A 25,485-nucleotide genomic window follows, 5' to 3' on the forward strand; every position below is an offset into this window, starting at 1 on the left:
CGGGTAGTCATCAGATAACACAAAATAGATGAGCATTCTGACTTATTTATTTTTTGAAGATGCCTTAAGCTTATATTTTAGAAACTTAATCATATCCTCTTTGTTTTCTTCTAGCTGAGTTAATCGATTTACATTAGCTCCTGAAGGATGAGGAAAACCTTTAAGTATTTGACTTTCATTTATAACCTGCATTTCCACTAGCTTTTCAAGAACCTTCTCCACAGCTCTTCCTAGTGGTATTATAATTACATCTTCTAAACTGCCTACTTCTTTAACGAAATTATCATAAACATACTTCATTAAAAACTCGCTTTTTATTAGTTTGGGTGTATGACCTGTATAATTCTTACCTTTAACAAATACAGAGTATGGTATTAAGGAAACTGTATGTAAAAGATAGTCCTTATCTTTAAATAACTCACTACAGCTAACTAGTCCAAGAAATTCATTTAATTTAATATCATCTAGCATAGATATAATATTTTTTCTCAAACTTCCACTAAATCTACCTGCAATCTTGCATCTATATTGAATTTCATTAATATCATTAGTTATTTCTAACATCCTTCTGGCTTCAGAAATGGCAGTGCTCATCTGTTGAAATCCTGGAGTTATACCAACTATAAAAATCTTAGCTTTTGGATTTATGTACTCATTATGTGGAGCATAATATATCTCTATATCTTTTTCCTTCTCTATTAAAAAATCTTTAGTTAATATTTCTTCTTTAGTATATTTATCTCTTATTGGCAACCTTTTTATAGATTCTACATACTCATATAAGTTTTTTTTCAAATTAAAGCCTCCATTCTAATTAAGTTTATAGGTATTTACAGCCCTATATTTTTTAATTTCCCTAGAAATACTAAGGGCTATCGCAAAATAAACTCATCTTTGAATTATTGCGAAAGCCCTTATCTTAAGTATACATTAATTTATTATGATAAATACATAATTAAAATTTTATTTATCTACATATTCAAAGCTACAGTTATCACTATTAATATTAAACTCTAAATTATTGTCTATATAGAATTTAAAGTTAGCTTCACAAGCTACATTTTCATTAATAGTTCTGCTCATATTACCTCTAGACGGTGCCAATAGCTTTTGTGGATTTTCATCTGTAATTTTTATATCTAATTCATACTTACCCCTCTTTAAAATTAATGACTTACAATTATATCTAAGAATTTTAACTCCATTATAAGTAGCTAATCTATATTCTTTTCCTTTATAATATACAACGCATATACACCCTTTAAAATTTATACACATAAAAGGAATGTCTGCTATAGCTGCCATTATAGATATTTTTTCATTATAAGAATCATTACATTGAGTCCATAGATAAGTTTTAGGGAAAGAGTTGCCTTGATCTGTTTCAATATACCCAACTCCATCTTGAAAATCTATCTCTTCACCATTAATAGTCAAGGTTCCTCTTAACTTATGATATAAACTAATAATACCATGGCTACATTCCATAGGTCCCATAATATCATACTTTGTAGGAGTTAATGAATCATATTCTATTTTTCCATCTATAGTTAAATTCTCATCCTTAATGTGGATTTCAACACCCTTTGAAGAAAATATGCTCTCTCCAACTTTTATTTTTAATTTATCTTTAAAAACTATAAACTTAGAAAAACTATAATTTATATTATAGGAATTTCTATTAGTTATCACTTGTATAAATGCTGATTTATTTCCTTTATTATCAATATTTATACCAGGTATAAAAGCTATAGTATTCTCACCCTTCTGATGTTTAAAATACCACCCTTCAAAGAAATCCTTTTTTCTAGCATAAGCTTTGAAACTACTCATCATGTAGGCCTCTAGTAGCAGGACTTTCTATCCAATTACCCTTGTAATCAAATCTAGAGCCATGGCAAGGACAATCCCATGATAATTCATCAGAATTCCACTGAAGCTCACATCCCAAATGAGGACATTTCGTAGTTACCGTAAAGATATTCCCTTCATTATCTTTGTATACTCCAACCTTTTCTCCTTTATATTCTATAATTCCACCATGACCAGTTTCAACATTCTCTACCTGTTCACTTGGAATATAAATCTTTTGTGCTATGAAATTCTTTGCAGTTTCTAATACATCCTGTTTTAGATTTTTACTTGATGCAGACATATCAAACCTTGTAGGAGAAAATATCTCTGCAAAATCATTTTTCTTTCCGGATATCATGTCAGATAAAATCATAGCTGACACCATAGAAGATGTCATACCCCACTTTTTGAATCCTGTTGCCACATATAAATTAGGAGTTTCAGTAGAATATTGACCTATGTAAGGTATCTCATCTACAGAAAAGCAGTCTTGAGCCGACCAATGATATTTTTCCTTGGCATTAGGGTATAACTTTCTTGCTACTCTTCTTAATTCTTCATACTTACCACCAGACTCATTCTTACCAGTTCTATGGGCACCTCCACCAAGCAATAGTAAATTCTTATAATTTCTAAAGGAATAGTTCCAGCTATCAATACCAATGTACATACCATTGACATCTTGAGCATTTTCTAAGGCTATAACATAAGACCTCTCCTGATGCATCCTTAAAAAGTAATATCCTGGTGTATTCATGATTGGATAATGAGTAGCTACTACTATTGCCTTAGCAGCAACCATACCTTTATCTGTAACAACTAAATCTTCCTTAATTTCTAAAGCCCTAGTGTTTTCATATATGGTTAAATCTTCAGAAATAACTTCTAAAAATTTAAGAGGATTAAACTGCCCTTGCTTATAAAACTTTAAAGCTGACTTAACTTTAAAAGGTAAATCTGTATTTTCTAAAAGCTCAGTTTTTATTCCCAGCTTAGTTGCTGCATCTAATTCATTTTCTAGTGCCTGAACATTATCCAAGGTATATAAGTATGCATCCTTCTCTTCAAAATCACACTTAATATTTTCTTCTTCAATTATTTCTTTATATTTCTTTATAGCTAACTCATTAGCCGTTGCATATTGTCTTGCCCTATCTTCTCCAAATTCTTTAATTAACTTATCATAAATTAAATCATGTTGGGAAGTTATCTTTGCAGTAGTATTTTCTGTATTTCCACTACAAATCTCCTCAGCTTCGATTATAACTACACTTATTCCTTTTTTCTTTAATAAGTATGCTGTTAATAATCCTGCTATACCACCTCCTATAACTACTACTTCTGTTTCTATATTTCCATTTAAGGATTCTCTCTTTTTAAAGTTACAACTTTCACTCCATACGGATTTCATAAAATCACCTCGTAAATAGTATTCCATTTTAGTGATTTTATACACAATTAATTATTAATAAAAGTGGTATATCCACATAAACATAACATTTTGTTGATATACCACCCTATATTATCTTTTTCCTAATATATATTCTAATGAATCCATATTAAAGTTTAAAACAAGTTCTTCAGGAAAATCTATTTCCTTAAGTAACCCATAGCATGATGAAAACTCTCCTACATCATAATAAATATGAGCATCACTTCCCATAATTATTTTAACTCCATGCTTTTTACATAGATTTAATAAAGTTATCTGATTCTCCCTAGCATTTTTTCTAAAACTCCTTGGAGATATAGAGGTATTATTCATTTCAAATACCATATTTTTTTCCTTAGCTGCTAATACTACTTTTTCATAATCTAAAGAAAATCTACTGTCATCAGGATGACCTATGATTTTAACATAAGGATTATCCATAACCTTTATTAAAGTATTAGTATTCTCTTCCATGGTTCCTGGTGTTATACAAGGTGGATGCATACTAGCTATAACATAATCAAGCTCTAGCGCTAACTCCTCTTGCACGTCTATTCTTCCTTCAAAATCCATTATGTTAGCTTCTATTCCCTTTAGTACTCTAACTCCCATAATTTCATCTCTAATTACCTTTAAGTTATTAAAATAATATTCATGAGCTGTACCTGGCATAGATATAGCATGATCTGAAACTCCAAGGACCTTTAGCCCCTTCTCTCTAGCTTCCTCAATGTTTTCCTTTAAGGTACTGTAAGCATGCCCACTAGAAATAGTGTGAGTATGTAAATCCATTAAAGCCTTCATTATATCCCTCCATTACTTTACTTTTCTTTAGTCCTGTCACTATCCTATATCTTACCCTAAAACTACATAATAAAAAAGGGATAGTAGAAACTTCCCCTTTTATTTAAGATATTCATAAAAACTGTCTATTGGTAGAAATAATTTCTACCAATAGACAGCTATATTAATTCTTAATTACTATGCTGATTTTTTCTTTTTCTTAGCGATATATCCACCTAATGCTATTGTCATAACTCCCATAACCGCAAATACATCTGTTGTTACTGGAGAACCAGTTTTAGGTAATTTACCTGGCTTACTTTGTTTGTTTGGATTAGTTGGATCATTTGGTTTGTTTGGATTAGTTGGTATGTCTGTTTCTTCAGTAGGCTTATCTACAGTTGTATCTTCTCCTGCCGCTAGCACATTAAAGTCTACTTCAGGTACACCATTTTTCTTCCATGCTTCAGCCATTGAGTCTCTCATAACTACATTTGTATTAACTACATTTTTAGCGTTAGAGAAATCATATTTATCTCCACCAGTTAGCATGAAATCATTTATTGCTACAGAATAGTATTTATTCATATCAATTTTAGTTCCATCATTTAATCTTATAGATGAAACCTTACCATCTTCTGGGTTGTACCAAGCTTTTATACCTGCATATTGACCCCATCCAAATCCGTCAGTGTTAATTCCGTGTTCAATAATTTTATATAAGTCTGAACCCTTAACTTCAAGAGTTACTATAGTGTTATCAAAAGGAAGAATTTCGTACATATCACCAACAGTGACATCTCCCTTTTCTAGACTTCTTCTAATTCCACCACCGTTAATTACAGCTATTTGAGTCCCTACTGTATTTCTTATAGTTTCTGCTACAGTTACGCCAAGTGGAGTTACTTCACTATTTCTATTATCATGGCTTAAACGTTCTTTTAGGGAAGTTACCTTTTCTCCTAATATGCCATTTAAACTTTCTTTTATATTGTTTACTCCATTTAGTACATCTTCATCTACTGGAAGAGTAGCCTCTATTCCTTGAAATACTTCAACGCTAGGCTCCACATTTAAAAGCTTATTGTTACCATCAAAAGTAAATCTAAGTTTAGCTAAGCCTCTACCATTATATCCAGCTTCTACTACAGGTACTCCATCAACTTTTCCTGAAACTACAGCATGGTTATGACCTGCAGCTACAGCATCTACGCCCTCTACTCTTGCTATATCAGCAGCTTCTCCAGTTATAACCTTTGTATTGCTATCTTGATATGCTCCAGCGTGTGCTATAACAACTACGGCATCCACCTTTTCTGTCTCTCTAAGTATTTTATTATATTTAGTAACAGTCTTTACTGGATCTAAGAAATCTACGTCTTTTACATTTTCAGATAAAGTAGAAGTTGCTGTTTCTGGAGTGGATATTCCTATTAATCCTATTTTTACTCCATTTCTCTCAACTACTTTATATGGTTGTGCATAACTTACGTTTTCCTCTGTTCCCTTTTTAACTATATTGGCAGCTAAGAATGGGAATCCTCCTTCTTTTGACCAAGCATTAACATTATCAATACCCCAATCAAATTCGTGATTACCTATAGCAGATGCTTCAAGTCCCATATCCTTAAGCATAACACTTACTGGTTTACCAATTGTAAGATTAGAAATAGCAGTACCTTGATATAAATCACCGGCTGATACTGGTATAACGCCATATTCACTATTAGCTTTATTTCTATACTGATTTACAACGCCAGCTAATTTAGCAGCGCCGATATTTTTACCTGATTCTAGTACATTACCGTGGAAATCATTAAAACTTAAAATATCTATTATATTGCTACCCTTTAAAGCTTTAAGTTCTTCTAATTTTTCGATTTTACCCTTTGCTGTTAACTGAGCTTCTACTTGTTCCCAAGTTAATGCTTCACTAATTATTCCATAGTTCATAGCTGGTTCAAGAGTTCCATCATTTATTAAAGTAACAACTGCATCTTTTAATGCAGTATTATATTTAACTCCTGTTAATTTCCAGTTATTATCTACATTTTTGCTTATCTTTCCACCATTTACTTCAGTTATATATTTAGCAATCATATCTCTAACGTCAGACAGAGTATCATTAGTAGACTCATATATCTTCTTATGCTCGCCTGCATCAAATATTGGAGCTAAGTTAGAGCTATATCTATAGTCATTTACTGTTAAATAAACAACATCAGTATCTGCTACTGCTTTTCCATCATTAAAGAATAAGTTTTCTATTCTACTTCCTACAGGTTTAGATATGTTTATATCATATTTTACACCACTAAGCATGTCATATTTATAAGATGCAAAATTCTTATCAAAGGAAATAGTAAGGTCTCCTTCTTTAAATGTATTATAGAATTGAGCTGTCCATTCTAAGTATTTTTTAATCTGCTTTCCAGTAGTCTCAATTGTATATAACTTATTATCAAATTTATATATATTAGTTAAATCAGACTTTGAAATAGTGCCTGATTTTAAATTAGAAGTTGCAGAAAGCATTGCAGCTCCTGATACATGATGAAAATCATTAGCTTTAGTGTCAATGCCTTTAGACTCTAAATGCTTATTACTATAATAAAGTTGTACTTCATTAATTAAATCTGTTACACCTTCATCACTTACAAATGATTGAGGTATTCCATTTATTTCATCTGCTGATGCTAAATCTGCTCCAACTAGTTCGCCGATTGGAGTTTTTCCATCAGCTATAGCTGCATCATGATATTTTTGTAGCTTTGCGTTTAAACCTTCATCTTCTTTAGAATCCTTAGCTAGCTTAATTACTTCTGAGGATTTATTTACAACTTTTACTGTTGAACCTGTCTTATTTACTTCGATTTGAGTCTTTGATACACCTTGCCCAGCGTTTGTTGGTTGAGTAATTAATACTCCATTAACTGTTTGATTTGGTATAGTTGTATGGCTATGTCCTGCAACTATCATAGCTACTTCTGGATTTATGTTAGCTATATCTGTAGCACTATCACCATCTCCATACTCTGAAGTTAGTCCCATATGTGATGTTACTATGAAAATATCCGCACCTGGGCCTGCTTTTATTTCTTCTATAACTTTCTTAACTTCTTGTGCTGGATTTGTTGGCTGATATCCAACTAGTTTATCTGCATCCCATCTAGTTATATGATTTGTAGCAACTCCTATGGTAGCAACTCTTATACCATTAACTTCCTTTATAACATATGGATTAAATACCCTTTGTCCATCTTTATAAAGATTAGCACATAGAACAGCCATTTTATTTGCTTCTGCTTGGGTCTTAATCTTATCTAGGACTTTCATTCCATAGTTAAATTCATGATTCCCTAAACTAAAGCTATCATACCCAATTTCACTCATGCCTAAAATCATTGGATTAGTATTATTATCTAAATATTCTTCTGTTAAGAATAGGTGATTGTAGTTTCCTTGGATAGTATCACCATTGTCTACAACTATAGTATTAGGATTTTTTGCTTTTTCTTCCTTAACTACTGTTGCAACTTGGTTTAAACCTCCTGCCGCAACTGAAGCTGTAGCATAATCGTAGTTTTTAAACTTTCCGTGTAAATCTGTAGTGGCTAGCACTTGTATTACTACATTGTTCGGATCGGCAACCACTGCTTGATTAGCATTGGTCTTGTCATTATCTTCTGCATATACTCTAGTAGTATTTACTGGCATTACTAATGTTACAAGCAAAATTAATGACATCACAAATGCCGTGAGTCTTTTTTTCTCCTTCATATCATTTCCCCCTAAGTATAATATAACAAAAAATATAATTTTTATACTCCTTGCACTTTATATTGTATTATCCATCGTTTTGCTTTTCAATACTTTTATGTATATTATGTAAATATATTTAACAAAATTTGACCTAAATTATAACTTAAACCCTTGTTAAAATTGTAAGCAACACAACTTGTTTGAGTGTATACGNNGAGCGTTAATAATATAAGTGCTCCTCCAATATTTATTTAGATTAGCTTTTTTGAAAAAGCCACTATAGAACATTTTAAAAAGTTATAAAGTAAGCTATTTATATATAAAAAACGCCTCTTAAAAGAGACGTTTTTTAATAATATTTAACTACTTATTTCTTCTTTATTTCTAAATTGGCTATTATAAAGTTTTTCATAGAAACCACCCTTTGCCATTAGTTCTTCATGATTTCCTTGCTCAATAATATTCCCTTCATCTATAACTAAAATTAAATCTGCATTACGAATAGTTGAAAGTCTGTGGGCGATAACAAAACTTGTTCTTCCCTTCATTATATTTTGCATAGCTTTTTGAAGTAATAGCTCTAGTCTAGTATCTACAGAACTTGTTGCTTCATCTAATATTAGTATAGCTGGATCTGATATTATAGCTCTAGCAATAGTTAATAGCTGCTTTTCACCTTGAGATATATTAGATGCTTCTTCATTTAAAAACATGTTATATCCATCAGGAAGAGTTTTTATAAAGTGATGTACATTAGCTACCTTAGCAGCTTCTATTATTTCCTCTTTAGTAGCATCAAATCTACCATACTTTATATTATCGTAAATTGTACCATTATATAGCCATGTATCTTGAAGTACCATTCCAAAGATTGAACGCAAATCTTCTCTCTTCATGTCTCTAATGTCTACTCCATCTATCTTTATAGCTCCACCTTTGACATCATAAAATCTCATAAGTAAGTTTATAAGGGTAGTTTTACCTGCTCCTGTAGGGCCTACAATAGCAACCATTTGTCCGCTCTTAACCTCTGCACTTAAGTCCTTTATTAGTGGTTTGTCATCACTATATCCAAACTTAACATGTTCAAAGGTAACATTACCACATGGATTTTCTAATTTTATTGAATCCTCTTTATCTGGAATTTCCTCCTCTTCATTTAATATCTCAAATACACGATCTACTGCAGCAAAGGCTGATTGTATAGCTGAAGATAACTGTGTTACTTGAGAAAGAGGTTGGTTTATCTGCCATATATAACGAATAAATGCTTGTAGATTCCCTACAGTAATGACACCGGCTATAGCATTAATTGCACCTAATACTCCAATGGCTGCAATTCCTAAATAACTTACTAAAGAAACTAGGGGTGACATTATACTTGATATAAATTGAGCTCTAAATCCGGTACTACAAAGTTCCTGATTAATATCTCCAAATTCTCTTATAGCATCTTCTTGCTTTCCATATAGTTTTATCTCATTAAAGCCAGTGTACATCTCCTGAACCTTACCATTTAGGTTTCCTAAAGCCTTTTGTTGATTATAAAACAGTTTCTGAGATCTAACAACTATAAATCTAGATATAATATAGCTTATAGGTATTATAAGTATAGCGACTAATGCCATTGTCACATTTATTGTAAACATCATTATTACGGCTAAAGTTAATGAGAGGACCGCATTAACTACTTGAACAAAACTTTGCTGCAATGCATTAGATATGGTATCTATATCATTTGTAATACGACTTAATATATCTCCATAACTATTTTTATCAAAATAACTTACTGGTAATCTCCTAATTTTATCTTGAACAGTATTTCTTAAGTCTCTCATGGTATTTTGAATTGCATTAGTTAATAGAAAGCTAGCTGTATAGGTTGATGCTGTACCTCCTATATATATGAATGCTAAGACTATCAGTATTTTTATTATATAATCAAAGTCTACTGAAGCTCCTGCTATTCCCTTAGCCATATCAAAGGCATCTTTAGTAAGCTGAGTTATAATTAAACCTTCGGTCATAGGCGCGAGGGCAGTAAAAATTGCTGCTATAATTACAAATATTATGGCACCTATAAATGGCCACTTATAAGGTTTCACAAATGGAGAAATTTTATTTATTGTACTTTTAATATTTTTCATTATGCTAATTCCTCCTTTGTTAATTGTGATGATGCTATTTCTTTGTATATATCACAATTTCTAAGTAGTTCTTTATGAGTTCCTACGCCAACTACTTCGCCTTCATTTAATACTATAATTTTATTAGCATCCATAATAGAACTTATCCTTTGAGCAACTATTAAAACTACTGAATTCTTAGTTTCTTTTTTAAGCTTACCTCTAAGTATTGCATCTGTTTTAAAATCTAAGGCAGAGAAGCTATCATCAAAGATATATATTTCAGGTCGTCTTATTATAGCTCTAGCAATAGATATTCTTTGCTTTTGACCTCCAGATACATTAGCTCCACCTTCACTTATTAGTTCTTCAAATTTATTAGGCTTTTTAATTATGAAATCATAGGCCTGTGCTATCTTTGAAGAATATTCAACCTCTTCTGTAGTAGCTTTCTTTTTACCAAATCTGATATTAGTCTCTATACTTCCTGTAAATAATCTGGTCTTTTGAGGAATAAACCCCAGCTTTTTACGCAAAGATTTCAAATCATATTCTCTAACATCTATTCCATCTATCTTTATGCTTCCTTCAGTAACATCATAAAATCTAGGAATTAGGTTTATCAATGTGCTCTTTCCACTACCAGTACTTCCTATAAATGCAATGGTTTCTCCTTTTTTAGCTTTAAATGAAATATCTTTAAGAACAGGCTCCTCCCCATCTGGGTAAGTAAATGTAACTTTATCAAATTCTACAGTTCCTTCATTATTACTTTTCTTGATTCCATTCTCTGGATTCTTAATAATAGGTTTAGCATCTAATAACTCTTGTATTCTATTAGCCGAAACTTGTGCTTTTGGATACATAATAAATACAGTTGAAAATAACATAAGTGAAAACATAGCATGGAATAAGTACTCTATAAAAGCAACTAAGTGTCCAACTTGAAGAGTTCCCACATTTATCATGTTACTAGAAATCCAAAATATGGCTATGACTGCTAAATTAAGTATTAAGAAGAAGCTTGGCTGAGATATAGACATAAGCTTGAAAAGCTTCCTTGAAATCTGAGTATAGTCCTTATTGGTTTCGGCAAATCTTTCGCTTTCATGATCATCATTACCGAAGGCTCTTATTACCCTTATTCCTGTAAGATTTTCTCTAGATATTCTGTTTAATTTATCTAAATTTTTCTGTTGAATCTCTGACCAAGGATGAGAAATTTTAGCTATTATGAATACACCAATAATTATAAATGGTAATGTAACAGCTAATATACTTGATAAGGATGAACTTGTTTTAAGTATCATCACTAAGCTTACTATAAACATTACTGGCGTAATCAAGGCTAATCTCAGTAATATATTTATAAATTGCATTACTTGGAATGCATCATTAGTGGTTCTAGTAATCATTGATGATATACCAAATCTATCATATTCACTATGAGAAAACTCTTGTGATTTCTTAAATATATCGTTTCTGATATCTCTAGTTATACTAGTAGATATTTTAGATGAACAATACCCTAATAAAATTGTTCCTAAAACACCTATTATAGAAATAACTACAATTATGAGTCCCATGGTTTTTATATAATTTATATCGCTATTAGCTATTCCCTTATCAATAACTCTAGCCATTATAGTTGGAATACCTAATTCAACTAGAATAAAACCAAATACTGATATGACATTAATCATAAAAAGTAGTTTATAATTTTTTAAATACTTTAAAATTAACTTCATTATATAGCTCCCCCTTTGTAAGTATTTTTATATATAAGTTTTATTAAAGTTTCTACATTAAATTTGCTTACAATCCTAGATTACACTAAGACATATTAATGAATTTTATTTATTGGAACTTATATATCAATGTTTCTATATATCAATAATATCAACTAATATAAAATCATTTATATTTAAAATTAATAATTTACAAATTGTTTTTATTATCTAACACCATTAGAATATGATAATTATAGTTAAACTATGCAGTTAATTTAATTTACAATCCTAAACACAATCACATGAAAATTTACTAAAATTCAATTGAAGTAATCCAATAAAATAGATAAATCTCAAGTCATATAATTAAATTTTAATTTAGTATTTTGTTGAAAATACTTCATAATGATAATGGGATATCCCCTAAGAAGAGAGTCAAGGATAATTTAAGAGAAAACACAAAAGAAGTGATTAGATTTATAGAAATAATTTCACACTCTCGATAAAATTAAGCTTCCTATAACAAGTGTAAAACTGTTACAGAAAGCCTAAATAATTGATTGCAATATTTTATTATTACATTTCCTTTATAGCATTGTCTATTTCTGCTTTTTTAAATCCTACAATTATTCTATCATTTACAGTCATAACTGGTACTGTCATTTGTCCTGACACTTTTATAACCTCATCTCTTTTTTCTTTAGAATCTGCCACTATTATTTCTTCGAATTCTACACTCTGTTTATCTAAATATTTTTTTAGTTTAACACACTCCGGACACCATTCTACTGAATATACCTTTACCATTTTTATTCCTCCCTTGTACTCTTACATTAATCATTTGTTGCTATTTATATATCTTTCTGCTTGTAAAGCCGCTATGGTTCCATCAGCTACAGCAGTAGTTATTTGTCTAAATTCCTTTACTCTTACATCACCTGCCACAAATACACCTCTAACATTAGTTTCCATACCTTCATTAGCAAGAATGTACCCTTTATTATCTAAATTTATATATTCATTAAACATATCTGTTTTAGGTTCAGTTCCTATATATCCAAACACTGCTTTAACTGAAACTTTTTTTTCTTCACCAGTTTTAGTGTTCTTTACTATAGCTTTATCTACAAATCCATCTCCATCTACATTTACTAAATCCCAATTATACATGATTTCTATGTTAGGTGTGTTTTTCACTTCTTCTATTGTCTTTGCCTCTCCTTTAAAGTAATCATGTCTTCTTATAATTATCACTTTCTTAGCAAATTTAGCTAAAAACATAGATTCCTCTAAAGCAGCATTGCCTCCACCTACTACAGCTACAACTTCATCCTTATATATGGCTCCATCGCATACTGCACAATAATGAATACCCTTTCCTTCATAGGTTTTCTCATCAGGTATAGATAATTTTACTGGTGTAGCACCTGTTGCAATTATTACTGCTTTAGGTTTATATATATAGTCTCCTGTCTCAACTATTTTTTCTTCATCTTTTAAAACTACTTTTTCTATGAAATCAAATTCATCAACTATAGCACCTAGAGCTTCAGCTTGTTCTTGAATTCTATCTCCTAATTCATTTCCCTTTATTATTTTAAATCCTGGATAATTTTCTATGGTATAACTTGATCTTACTTGACCACCTATTATATCTTTTTCTAAAACTAAAGTCTCTAAATTAGCTCTTGAAGCATATATGGCTGCTGTTAGCCCTGCTGGTCCTGCACCAATAATTATAAGATCAATTTCTTTAATTTCTTTTCCCATAGATTTCACCTCCCATAAATTGCACTTAATTACTTATAACAAAATTTAATTTTATACAATTAATATACCTTCTCAATTAAATTAGTGCAATTAGTTACTTTTAAGTAACTAGTGCTTATATTTTTAATTTTTCTTTCATAGTATTATAATTTTCGCCTTAAAAATACATTCTAAAATTTTTTATTTAAATAAATTAGCCTTATATTAAAATATATCTTCTTCAGTCTCTACTTTAATTATTTCTGCGTCTGTATTCTCTTCTATAAAACTTATTATGCTCTCTATAGTAGAATCAACTTGAGCTGAGCTACCACAAACCCCAGTAATCCCTATAACTAATGTTTGATGTATATCTTGTTCATCCACTTCTCCAACAGAAATATTAAACTTATTTTTCAATCTTTGCATTAAGCTTTTTATAACCATTCGCTTTTCCTTTAAAGAGTGTACCCAGCTAGCTCTTAAGGTTACACGCATAAGTAGTATCTTCATATATTTTCACTCCATTAATTTAATATCTTATGTTTTGTACTCTCTTATGAGATTATACTTCTTGTGAATAAAAAATACGAGATTAATATTTGAGGAATGGGTATACTAATTGTATCTATGGTAAGCATTATATTCTTTAAGCTATATATGAAAGATTTTAAGTCTTTCAGTAATATATTTTTAAAGAAATTTACTTCCTGCAATATCTTAGAACTTTGTATATTTATTCCCATTATTAAACTATTTTAGTTATCTGATTTGGAGGTTTATTCAAAATCACGTAAAATACTGATAAAACATTTAAATTATTATAATAAAATTAAAAATTATAAGGAGATACAATAATGTTAAGCGAAAATTTACTTAAAAATCTTAATGACCAAGTTAACTTTGAATTTTATTCATCTTACACTTATCTAGCCATGGGTGCCTATGCTGAGTCAATTGATTTAAGTGGCTTTGCTAATTTCTTTAGAGTTCAAGCTCAAGAAGAATTATTTCATGCCATGAAACTTTATGATTACATATTTCAAAAGAACGGTGTTGTCAAACTAGAAAGCATTGGAAAACCTAAATGTAACTACGAAAATATTGTAGATGTATTTGAGAATGGTTACAATCACGAACAGCTAGTTACAAGTAGAATTTATAAGCTAGCGGATATTGCTTCTGAAGAAAAAGAGCATGCAACTATTAGTCTACTTAGATGGTTCATTGATGAGCAGGTTGAAGAAGAAAATAACTTTAATTCTCTTCTTAAAAAGATTAAAAGAGCTGAAAATAATCCAGCAGCTTTATACATGTTAGATGAAGAGCTTGCTACAAGAGTGTTTACTCCACCCACAACAGCTTAATAGAATCATAATGACTTCAAAACATAGAAACTAAATAGTTATTAATGAAAACCTTACTTAATATTTTTATTAAGTAAGGTTTTCATGTTCATAATATATTTTAATTTATTTATAGGCTATATATTTTACTAATAATTTAAAATATTATTTTAAACTTACTAGTAATTGTCCTGTTTTTACTTGTTGTCCTTCTGAAACAAGGATAGAGTCAATAGTACCATTCATAGGAGCCACTATATTAGTTTCCATCTTCATAGCTTCTATTGTCAGTAAGCTATCTCCCTCTTTAACTTGTTGTCCTTTTTCTACTAAGACTTTAATTATAGTTCCAGGAATACTTGCTCCAATTTCTAGCTTATCTTCAGCATTAGCCATCTTTATAGAGCTATCTTTACCATTACTCTTTAAAGCACTTGCTGTTTTATCTTTTATCTTAATTTCTCTTCTATTTCCATTAATCTCAAAGGCTAGAGTTCTATAGCCCTCTGAATCTAATTTACCTATTTCTATAAATTGAACTATAAGTGTCTTTCCTTCTGCAACTTCAACTTCACAGGTTTCCCCCTCTGCAAGTCCATGGAAGAATACATCACTACCCATACGGCTTACATCACCATACTCTAAAACAAATTTTAAGAAGTCTTCAAATACTTCAGGATATAAAGCATAACTAATAACATCCTTCTTAGATGGAGTATATTTATATTTATCCTTTAAATATTCTTCAATTTTATTAAAGTCTTCTGGTGGTAATAACTCTCCTGGTCTACCAGTTATAGCCTTTTCACCCTTTAAAATTATTTTTTGTAGTTCCTCTGGGAATCCACCTTCTGGTTGACCCATCATTCCTTTGAAATAAGATACTGCTGAATCTGGGAAAGCCATATTTCTTCCTTTTTCACATATATTTTCAGAAGTTAACCCATTTTGAACCATGAAAATAGCCATGTCCCCTACCATTTTTGAAGAAGGTGTAACTTTTATTATATCCCCTACCATATTATTTACCTCTTTGTACATAGATTTAACTTCCTCAAATCTATGACCAAGTCCAAAACTTTCTACCTGAGGTTTCAAGTTTGAATATTGTCCCCCTGGAATCTCATATTTGTAAATTTCTGCTCTTCCTGACTTAAGTCCTGATTCAAACTGTTCATATACTGGTCTTACTGCATCCCAATAATTTGATAACTTTTGAATTTCACTTACATTTATACCAGTATCTCTGTCTGTATTTTCAAGAGCTGCTACTACAGAGTTTAGAGCTGGTTGACTAGTTAAGCCAGACATACTATTAAAGGTTGTATCTACAATATCTACTCCAGCATCTGCTGCCATAAGCACAGTTGCTACACCATTTCCAGTCGTGTCATGGGTATGTAAATGAATAGGTATTGAAATCTCATTTTTTAATGCTTTTATAAGCTTCTTAGCTGCATAAGGTTTAAGTAATGCAGACATATCCTTTATAGCAAGTATATGAGCTCCCATTTTTTCTATTTCTTTAGCCTTATTTACATAATATTCAAGACTATATTTATCCCTAGTTACATCTAAAATATCTCCAGTATAGCATAGAGCTACTTCTGCTAATTTTCCACAGTTTAAAACTTCATCTAGAGATGTCTCTATACCCTTTAGCCAGTTAAGTGAGTCAAAAATCCTAAATATGTCTATACCACTCTTTGAAGATTCTCTTATAAATTCTCTTATTACGTTATCCGGATAATTTTTATATCCTACTCCATTAGCTCCTCTTATTAGCATTTGGAACATAACATTAGGAATTCTTTTTCTTAATTCTTCAAGTCTTTCCCATGGAGATTCCTTTAAGAATCTGTAAGCTGTATCAAAGGTAGCTCCACCCCACATCTCAAGAGAAAATAAATCTCTTCCATAGGCTGAGGTTGCCTTTGCAATGTTAAACATATCTCTACTTCTCACTCGTGTAGCCATTAAGGATTGCTGTGCATCTCTCATAGTTGTATCAGTGATTAATAGTTTTTTCTGATTCTTGATCCAATTAACAACACCCTCTGGGCCTTGTTCATCTAATATTTTCTTTGTACCTTGTATACCTTCTAAAGAGTCTATAACTGGTATAACTGGTACATCAAATTCTTTCTTATTTCCTTTAGTTTCGTTTACTATTTTTTCTCCAATGATTTTTAAAACCTTATATTCTTCATCAGTTCTAGGCTTTATATCAAATAATTGAGGATTGTCTGCTATGAAATTAGTATCACATTCTCCTCTTTTGAAGGTCTCATTATTTAATACATTTATTAAGAAATCTATATTAGTTTTAATTCCAGTAATATTTAACTCCTTAATGGAACGTATGGATTTTCTAATTGTATCCTCAAAGGTTCTAGAATATGCTGTTGTCTTTACAAGCAAACTATCATAATAAGGACTAATTACAGCTCCACTAAATCCATTTCCTCCATCTAATCTTATACCAAATCCTGAACCTGTTCTATATACATCTATTTTCCCTGTATCAGGAGAAAAGTTATTTGAAGGATCTTCTGTAGTTACCCTACATTGGATTGCAAAACCTCTTGGTTTTACATCCTCCTGTGAAAAGATACCTATTTCCTTAGAATCTAAACTATATCCCTGTGCTATTAAAATTTGACTTTGAACTATATCTATTCCTGTAGTCATTTCACTAACAGTATGTTCTACTTGTATTCTTGGATTCATCTCAATAAAATAGTGATTACCATGGATATCTACTAAGAACTCTAAAGTTCCTGCACTTATGTATCCTACAGATTTTGCAATCTTTAATGCATCAGCACATATAACTTGTCTTTTTTCTTCACTTAGTGATACTGCTGGGCTAAACTCAATAACCTTTTGATGTCTTCTTTGTATTGAGCAATCTCTTTCGTAAAGATGAACTATATTACCATGCTTATCTCCAAGAACTTGAATCTCAATATGCTTAGGTCCTTCTAGATATTTTTCTATAAATATATCATCTATTCCAAAGGCTTTCTTAGCCTCGTTTTTAGCACTTTTAAAAGACTCTATAAGTTCTTCTTCTTTTCTTACTATCCTCATACCTCTTCCACCACCACCGGCAGCAGCCTTTAGCATGATTGGATATCCACATTCTTTTGCAAATTTAATTGCTTCAGCCTCTGAAGTAATTGGTTTTTCAACTCCTGGTATTACAGGTACTCCTACTTCTTTTGCTACAATCTTAGATTTTATTTTATCTCCTAACCTATCCATCATTTCTGATTTAGGTCCTATAAACTCTATACCTGCCTCTTTACACTTTCTAGCAAATTCAGGATTTTCAGATAGGAATCCATAACCTGGATGGATGGCATCTACATGCTTTTTTAATGCAAGATTAATTATTTCATCAATATTTAGATAAGCATCAACAGGACTTTTATTTTTTCCAATCTGATATGCTTCATGAGCCTTTGTTCTGAAAAGAGAAAGCTTATCCTCCTCAGAATATATAGCAACAGTTCTTATCCCAAGCTCATGACAAGCTCTAAATATTCTTATTGCAATTTCTCCTCTATTTGCTACTAATACTCTTTTAAATTTTTTCTTAGTCATAAAAAAACACCACCATCTTTTATTCTTTTTAAATAAAAACCTTATAAGTTTATGTAAAATATAATCTTTAGTTTATGCAAAATATAATCTTTTAACCAAAATAATTGAATTCCAATAACATGTTTTAAATTATATCACACATTTATTATTAAGTATAGCATTTTTAAGAAAATAATGTGTACAACTGAATTTATTATTTTTAAAACTTGCAACAAGCTATTTATAAACTAAAAAAGGTGATTTAAAATAGTATTAGTTACACTATTTCAAATCGCCTCTATTCATTAATATACCTTGATTTGCATCATATCAAAATATATAGTTTCATATAAGTATAATTTTATAAAATAAATTATTATGAATTAATTTGTTATCTATACTTTATTTGTATTAAAGTAATCTATCAGCTTATTAGGACCTGCTAAGACTTCTCTTCCTATGAATAATGTATTATCTCGCCTAGTTTTAACCTGCCACTTTACCAAAGTAATGTTACCACTTATAATTTCAATAGCTGTAATACATCTTGGATGGACACAACTACCATCATTAAAATATAGATTCTCTCCAACTTTAGGAAATCTAGGTCTATGGGTGTGTCCTGCGATTAACATATGTTTCTCTTTCATTATCCATCTAGTAAGCCTTTTCTCTACCTCTTCTTTTTTATCATAATTTCTAGCTGTACTTGTAGGGTCATTTACACCTATATTTTCAAGAGGCCTCCATAAATATCTTACTAAAAATCTCCCTAATTTCCAAAACCCATCATTTATAAAATCACCTTGATGTCCATGAATTAACAAAATCTTATCTTCTGTAACTTTATACTTTAAAATTAATCCCTCATGAACCTTTACTCCTTCAAATAAAGAAATATATTTCTTCTCTCGCTCTCTAAAACATCTATATAAATTATCCTTAACATATTTCTTATTCTTTTTAACCATATCATGATTTCCATATATAAAATAAAGCCTATTTTTTTTTAAAAACTTAGAAAAAAGCCTAAAGACATCACTGTGAACATTTATGATTTCTGAAATTTTACTATTCTCCCAAAGCTCATCTCCATCTCCAAGTTCTATATAAGTATAATCTTCTTTGTAGTAATAACTTAACGCTGCAAAATAAATATTTTGATTCTTTAAAAAATTATCAGACCAACTTCCATCTCCTCTATGACAATCACTCATCAATACAAACTTTGAAGAATCATCAAATGAAATTTCTTCTGCGTTTTCAAAGATTCTAGATATACGTTTTAATATGTTCATTCCATTACCAACTTCAAACTTTCTCATATTAACATAGTATTATATAATTAGATTTATGTTAATAATTCTTAAATAGTTCTATAGTGATTATATATTATTCAACTTCGTTAAAAAGAGTTCAAAGGATAAATAAAAACATAGGGCTTAAATACCCTATGTTCTTAATTCTATACCTATTAAACATTATATTAATAATTTAGTATTTCAGAATATATTACATTAAATTTATTATAAATCCTAACTAAAAATAACATATTACTGGTGAACCTTGGTTTATATATTCAAATATTGTACTAGCAACATTATAAGGTGTATTTATACATCCATGAGATCCATCTGCTATATAGATTTGTCCTCCAAAATTCGAACGCCAAGTAGCATCATGAATACCTATATCTTGATTAAAAGGCATCCAGTAACTTACTGGTGCTGCATAATTCTCTCCTCTCAAAATTGCATTTCTTTCTTTATAAGTTAAACCATAAGTGCCTGATGGTGTGGCATACTTACTATTTGCAGTTCCACTAACAATAGGACCTTCTACCATTAATACTCCATCTTTATAAAGCCATATATGCTGAGTTGTTAAATTAATTTCTACATAAGTGTTTCCATAATCATTTGGCCCATAGGATGCAGCTGTTTGAGCATATATAGGCTGCCTTTCTTCACTTTTACCTTCTTTTATAGTATTTAATAAAGCTTGTATCTCTTCATTGTAATTAATCCACCATCCATAGTTACCTCCATCAACATTTACTGTTGTACCTAGCGATGTTTTAAAGCTTCTTGTAGAGCCAAAGGTATCATATTTAGCAGACAGTGAATTTACATATTCTCTTACCTTTACTTCATCAATAACTACTCCAAAATTCTCATCAGTATAAAGCCAATTATGAATAGTCTCTCTATTTAATACCTCTACTTGATCACCAATATTGTAGGTAACTGATGAACCTATATACTTATTAAGAATATCTTTAGCTTCTACAACTTCCTTTGAATTAGCAGTATATTGTGGATCTTCATAAACCTTAATTTCTTCTAAATTTATTTCCTTATCCCCATTATTAAGAGCTTCCTGAACTTTGTTATATAGTATATCCTTATTTATCTTATTTCCAAGGACTTCTTCTTTAATTACATATTCAGTATTCTCATATTCTATTTTAGCATTTTCAGGTTCAATTATATTATCACCATTAAAACAATTCAGACTATCAAATTTGTCTTTTAACAACTCCTCATTGTAAGATACTTCTTTCTTTAATTTATAATCATTAGTCTTAAAAACTCCATAAATCCATCCAAAACCACTTTGGCTCTCCTTTAAATCTTCAATTATATCTTCTAGATTATATTTATATTCTATATCTCTTCCTTTGATACTTTCTTCAACATTACCTCTTTGCTTTAGCTTTAGTATATATGCTTCATTTTCTGCTAATATATCAGTTTCTATATCTTCTGTGGTTTTTCCAGTAACACTAACTCCATTAATCTTAGAGCCAAAATAAAACCTATCCATAAAATATAGAGATGTGCCCAGATATACAATCAGTAAAGTGATAAGAGAAATTATAATGACTATAATTGTTCTTTTTCTTAGATTCACACTTTTTTCTAGTTCTTGCTCTTTAATATCCATAATATCCTCCCCTACATAAACAACAATTGCAAATAAAAAGATTTTCTCATACCTATTTACAATAATATACTATATATAAACATATTTCTATAATTACATATATATTATATAATACCACTTTAATGACACTTTTAAAGTACAAAAATATAGATTGTACTTATTATTAAAGCACAATCTATAAATCTTAATCTATGATTCATGATAACCACTAATTTATAACCTCAGAAGCTAATATAGATTTATTCAAATTTTCATCTATATCGCCATTACATATCAATTCTACTTCTTCTCTTGAAATAGTATTATTTCTTATCATAGCCATTAATACAACCTCGCTTCTTTCCTTAGCTCTCTCATAGTTTTTAGATAGAGCGTAATTCTCTGGAGATTGTGGTAATCCAGCTAACATTATTGATTGAGATAGAGTTATTTGGTTTGGAGACGTATTGAAGTATCCACTAGTTGCTTGTTTAATTCCCGAATATCCATCACCATAATATATTACATTTACATACAATTCTAATATCTCTTCTTTAGAATAGTTCTTTTCTAATTCCCTAACCACAAAAATTTCTGCGACCTTTCTTTGTATCTTTTGCTCATGAGTAAAAAATAAATTCTTAGCTAGTTGTTGAGTTATTGTGCTTCCACCCATAACTACTCTACCAGCTTCAATATTATTAACAACTGACCTTCCTATAGCTACTATATCTATTCCTCTATGCTCATAAAATCTATGATCCTCAACGGAGACTATGGCATTTAAAAAATCCTTAGAAATATTATCTATAGTCACATAATCACCATTGTTTCTTATGCTATTAACCTTTTCTTGTACCCCTATTTCAGAGGTAGCAGACTTATATAAAGAATGTCCATCTTGAAAAATAAAAACTCCAATTACTGTTATCAAAACAATAAATCCTAAAGTAATTTTACTCAATAACTTTTTCATTGCAACTCCTCCTCTAATATTTTAAATAGTACTTATTTAATCTTCATATATTGTAATACCTTGAATTATATACTTAAATTAAACTTTTCTTCATTATAACCAATAAATAATACTAGAAATATAACACTAATTACATCAAAAACTTTTTTCATACAATCAGCTCCTTTTGTTATCTTATGAGTTTATTATAATCCTTTTAGTATTTATGCGTTATCGAAATAGCTTACACTTGTCTTACACTTTTGTAATATAAGTGCTTATTCAACATTTATTTAGATTAGCTTATTTTACAAAAGCCTCTTGGGATTATATACTATTATAGTCACAAAATCTCAGTTTAGAACAATATTTAGAAATAAAAATACTATCAATAAAGAATTTATAAATTTCCTTTACTGATAGTATTATTTTCATATAATTTATGATGTAGGCTTTTTATTAATCTATAATATAATTCCCCATATAACTGTAGAAACTAAAGTCATAGATAATCCAATTAAAGATTCATATGGTATTAATTTTAAACGTTGTCCTATGCTCATGCCAGCTGCTCCTGCTGTTGCGTGGAAGAAGGACCCATGTGGTAAATGGTCAAGAACTGTAGCTCCAGCATGAACCATAGCAGCTCCTCCTAAAGGTGAGATTCCTACTCCTATTATTGCTTGTGAGAATGTGGCTGATGCTATAGTTGAACCTGAAGTAGTTGAAGCTGTAGCTGCACACATTAATATACCTGAAATTGGCGCTAATAGAAAGGCTGGCATATTTAAAGCATTAAGTATTTCTATAGTTGTTGCTTGTAATCCTGATGCCTTTATTATTCCTGCTACAGTACCTGTACCTATTAAAAGTATTGCTACTGGCATCATTTTAGAAAGTCCAAAGGTTAAATATTCATTAATATTTTTACCTTTTCCCATAACTAATACTCCTATAATACCTCCAACAGGTAATGCTATAAGCGGATCTATTGATATTCCTAATAATGGTCTAAAAGCTAGTAAAATTATAGTTACTATAGGTCCAATAATTGCTGCAAAGAAAGATGGTAATTCTTCTACTTCTTCAATATCTGCTTCAATATCGGTTTCCTTTACTCCTCTATATTTTTTATTAAGTAAAGATGCTAATATTACAGTAACTACAAGTCCTATTATTGCTGGAATTATATTAGCTGCCATTAATGATGATAATTCTACTCCAAAATTTTCTGCTGCTGCTATGGTGTTGGGATTTGGAGATATTAGATTTCCTGCCTTACCTCCACCGATCATAGCTAGAAGTATAACCATTGGCGAATATCCTAATTTCTTTGCTATTGCAAGGGCTATAGGTGCTACTGTTATTACTGCTACATCTATAAACACTCCTACAGCTGTAAGTATCATGGTTGATAGTGCTATGGCAAAAAGTGCTCTTTTTTCTCCCAAACTCTTTACAATTTGATCTGCAATTTTAGCTGCTGCTCCAGTCTTAATAAGTACTCCTGCTAGAACTCCAGAAGTTACTATACGAAGGATTGCTGGCATAATATCTTTGGCTCCACTTATCATTACGCTTACTGTTCCTTCAATTCCAGCTCCACCTATTAAACCTCCTACTACGGCGCCTAATATTAAACTATATACAGGTTGTACCTTTTTAATTATTAATACTATTGCTACCGTAAGTCCTAGTAAAGCCCCTAATGTTGTAATTTGTACCTCCATTATCGTCACTCCTATTTAATATTTTTTTGCTGCATAACTTTAATAAGTCTAAAAATTTGTATTACTGTTGATGTCATATTTTTCATTGCTGTTTCTTTATTAATTGCTTCTTCTATAGTCATAGCTGTATTTATTATGGAGAAATAAGCATCTATTCCTTCTTCATTACACTTAACAGCATCCTCCGTGGTGCATCCTGCCACTGCTATAACCTTAACATTATGTTTTTTAGCAAGTTTAGCCACACCTATTGGTGCCTTCCCCATAGCTGTTTGATTATCTAATCTTCCTTCACCAGTTATAACTAAATCTGCATCCCTTATAGCTTCTTCTAATTTTATTTCTTCTAATATTATCTTTATTCCAGACTCTAATTTTGAATTTAAAAATCCTAGAAATGCAAAACCAAGTCCTCCTGCTGCTCCCACACCTTCTATGTGAGCTATATCTTTTCCTATTTCCTTCTGTACAATCTGCGCAAAATTTCTAAGGCCTTTATCTAATTCTTCTACAATATCAGGTGTTGCACCTTTTTGTGGACTATAAATATAAGCTGCACCATTTTCTCCATATAGTGGATTAGTAACATCGCAAGCTATTTTAAAGGTACAATCATCTAATGCTTTTAATCTATTGTCAATTTTTATACTCTTTATCTTATTTAAAACTTGTCCACCACGCCCCACTAATTCATTATTTTCATCATAAAATTCATATCCTAATGCCTGTAGCATTCCTACTCCTGCATCATTGGTAGCACTTCCACCTATGCCTACTATAAAATTTCTGCATCCCTTTTCTATGGCAGATTTGATTATTTCTCCAACTCCATATGTAGTAGTTTTTAAAGGGTTCCTTAAGTCTGGCGGAACTAGTGCAAAGCCTGATGCTTGAGCCATTTCTATTATTGCTGTATTGGTATCTCTTAATATTCCATACTTAGCATTCACTTTTTCTTCTACAGGTCCTGTAACAGAAATAATTTCTGCTTCGCCATTCATACCTTCTACTAAGGCATCTACAGTTCCTTCTCCCCCATCTGCCAAGGGCATTATTATTACATCCGAGTTACTATCTACATTTAATATTCCAGTTTTTATTGCATTAGCTGCTTCAATGGAAGTTAAGCTTCCTTTTAAAGAATCTATAGAAATTACAATTTTCATCGCTGCATCCCCCTTTTATAAAATTATATCAAAGGCTTTTCCTCACATCTATGTTACATACACCAAAATAGTACGTTTTCATTTCTTCATTTTTGGTATATTTAATATTGAATTTGAAAATTTAAAATTTTTTACATAAAAATGAGTTGTAAACAAAAAGCTGCCTCAAATTTCATTTTAATTAATCTTTATTTTATTATTGAATTTATATCTAATATTAGTTATAAGAACAAATTCAACAAAATTTAAAGCTTAATCAACTTTGAGACAGCTATTAACAAAATTATTTATCAAATCCTATTAATTCCTATATTAATTTTTAAGGCATCTGAAAATAAA

17 protein-coding genes are annotated in these 25,485 nt (G+C 30.5%); 1 reads left to right on the plus strand and 16 read right to left on the minus strand.

Annotated elements, in window-relative coordinates; genetic code table 11:
- Positions 1–42: 42 nt before the first annotated feature.
- The 10 genes from B3W71_RS15270 to B3W71_RS15315 all read right to left on the minus strand — a co-directional run bounded on the left by B3W71_RS15270 (position 43) and on the right by B3W71_RS15315 (position 13,949).
- Positions 43–795 (minus strand): hypothetical protein, encoded by a 753-nt coding sequence (locus B3W71_RS15270; protein ID WP_346889798.1) that lies wholly within the window; start codon positions 793–795, stop codon positions 43–45.
- Positions 796–963: 168 nt separating this feature from the next.
- The gene (locus tag B3W71_RS15275; RefSeq protein ID WP_346889799.1) at positions 964–1,833 is read right to left on the minus strand and encodes a tocopherol cyclase family protein; all 870 of its coding nucleotides are present in this window, start codon (positions 1,831–1,833) and stop codon (positions 964–966) included.
- Positions 1,826–3,265, minus strand: a complete 1,440-nt coding sequence (locus B3W71_RS15280; protein ID WP_346889800.1) for an FAD-dependent oxidoreductase — start codon at positions 3,263–3,265, stop codon at positions 1,826–1,828. The genes B3W71_RS15275 and B3W71_RS15280 overlap by 8 nt, the downstream gene beginning before the upstream one ends.
- Positions 3,266–3,376: 111 nt before the next feature.
- Entirely contained in the window at positions 3,377–4,090 is a 714-nt protein-coding gene (locus tag B3W71_RS15285; protein WP_346889801.1) for a phosphatase, read from the minus strand.
- Positions 4,091–4,267: 177 nt separating this feature from the next.
- Complete coding sequence (locus B3W71_RS15290) at positions 4,268–7,849, minus strand: 5'-nucleotidase C-terminal domain-containing protein (protein WP_346889802.1); 3,582 nt, start codon at positions 7,847–7,849, stop codon at positions 4,268–4,270.
- Positions 7,850–8,190: 341 nt separating this feature from the next.
- A complete protein-coding gene (locus B3W71_RS15295) occupies positions 8,191–9,978 on the minus strand; it encodes an ABC transporter ATP-binding protein (protein WP_346889803.1) in 1,788 nt (595 codons plus the stop codon).
- The gene (locus B3W71_RS15300) at positions 9,978–11,705 is read right to left on the minus strand and encodes an ABC transporter ATP-binding protein (RefSeq protein ID WP_346889804.1); all 1,728 of its coding nucleotides are present in this window, start codon (positions 11,703–11,705) and stop codon (positions 9,978–9,980) included. Before B3W71_RS15300 ends, B3W71_RS15295 begins: the two co-directional genes overlap by 1 nt.
- A gap of 558 nt (positions 11,706–12,263) precedes the next feature.
- Positions 12,264–12,494, minus strand: a complete 231-nt coding sequence (locus B3W71_RS15305) for a glutaredoxin domain-containing protein (RefSeq protein ID WP_346889805.1) — start codon at positions 12,492–12,494, stop codon at positions 12,264–12,266.
- Between the two features lie 30 nt (positions 12,495–12,524).
- On the minus strand, positions 12,525–13,457 hold the full coding sequence (locus tag B3W71_RS15310) for an NAD(P)/FAD-dependent oxidoreductase (protein ID WP_346889806.1): 933 nt from the start codon (positions 13,455–13,457) through the stop codon (positions 12,525–12,527).
- A gap of 204 nt (positions 13,458–13,661) precedes the next feature.
- Entirely contained in the window at positions 13,662–13,949 is a 288-nt protein-coding gene (locus B3W71_RS15315; protein WP_346889807.1) for a DUF503 domain-containing protein, read from the minus strand.
- Between the two features lie 344 nt (positions 13,950–14,293).
- Between B3W71_RS15315 and B3W71_RS15320 the strand changes: the two genes are divergently transcribed.
- Positions 14,294–14,803, plus strand: coding sequence for a ferritin (locus tag B3W71_RS15320; RefSeq protein ID WP_346889808.1), 510 nt, complete (start codon positions 14,294–14,296; stop codon positions 14,801–14,803).
- Between the two features lie 144 nt (positions 14,804–14,947).
- Here B3W71_RS15320 and B3W71_RS15325 read toward each other — a convergent pair whose 3' ends face one another.
- The 6 genes from B3W71_RS15325 to B3W71_RS15350 all read right to left on the minus strand — a co-directional run bounded on the left by B3W71_RS15325 (position 14,948) and on the right by B3W71_RS15350 (position 25,146).
- The gene (locus B3W71_RS15325; protein ID WP_346889809.1) at positions 14,948–18,391 is read right to left on the minus strand and encodes a pyruvate carboxylase; all 3,444 of its coding nucleotides are present in this window, start codon (positions 18,389–18,391) and stop codon (positions 14,948–14,950) included.
- A 374-nt stretch (positions 18,392–18,765) separates the two neighbouring features.
- The gene (locus B3W71_RS15330; RefSeq protein ID WP_346889810.1) at positions 18,766–19,668 is read right to left on the minus strand and encodes a metallophosphoesterase family protein; all 903 of its coding nucleotides are present in this window, start codon (positions 19,666–19,668) and stop codon (positions 18,766–18,768) included.
- A gap of 241 nt (positions 19,669–19,909) precedes the next feature.
- Positions 19,910–21,316: a L,D-transpeptidase family protein gene (locus B3W71_RS15335; protein WP_346889811.1), complete on the minus strand. Its 1,407-nt coding sequence runs from the start codon at positions 21,314–21,316 to the stop codon at positions 19,910–19,912.
- Between the two features lie 208 nt (positions 21,317–21,524).
- Positions 21,525–22,271 (minus strand): transglycosylase domain-containing protein, encoded by a 747-nt coding sequence (locus tag B3W71_RS15340; protein WP_346889812.1) that lies wholly within the window; start codon positions 22,269–22,271, stop codon positions 21,525–21,527.
- Between the two features lie 443 nt (positions 22,272–22,714).
- Positions 22,715–23,980, minus strand: coding sequence for a GntP family permease (locus tag B3W71_RS15345; RefSeq protein WP_346889813.1), 1,266 nt, complete (start codon positions 23,978–23,980; stop codon positions 22,715–22,717).
- 11 nt (positions 23,981–23,991) lie between these two features.
- The gene (locus tag B3W71_RS15350) at positions 23,992–25,146 is read right to left on the minus strand and encodes a glycerate kinase (protein WP_346889814.1); all 1,155 of its coding nucleotides are present in this window, start codon (positions 25,144–25,146) and stop codon (positions 23,992–23,994) included.
- Positions 25,147–25,485 lie beyond the last annotated feature (339 nt).

It is taken from the genome of Clostridium sp. UBA1056 (assembly GCA_002316385.1).
Lineage (GTDB): Bacteria > Bacillota > Clostridia > Clostridiales > Clostridiaceae > Clostridium_J.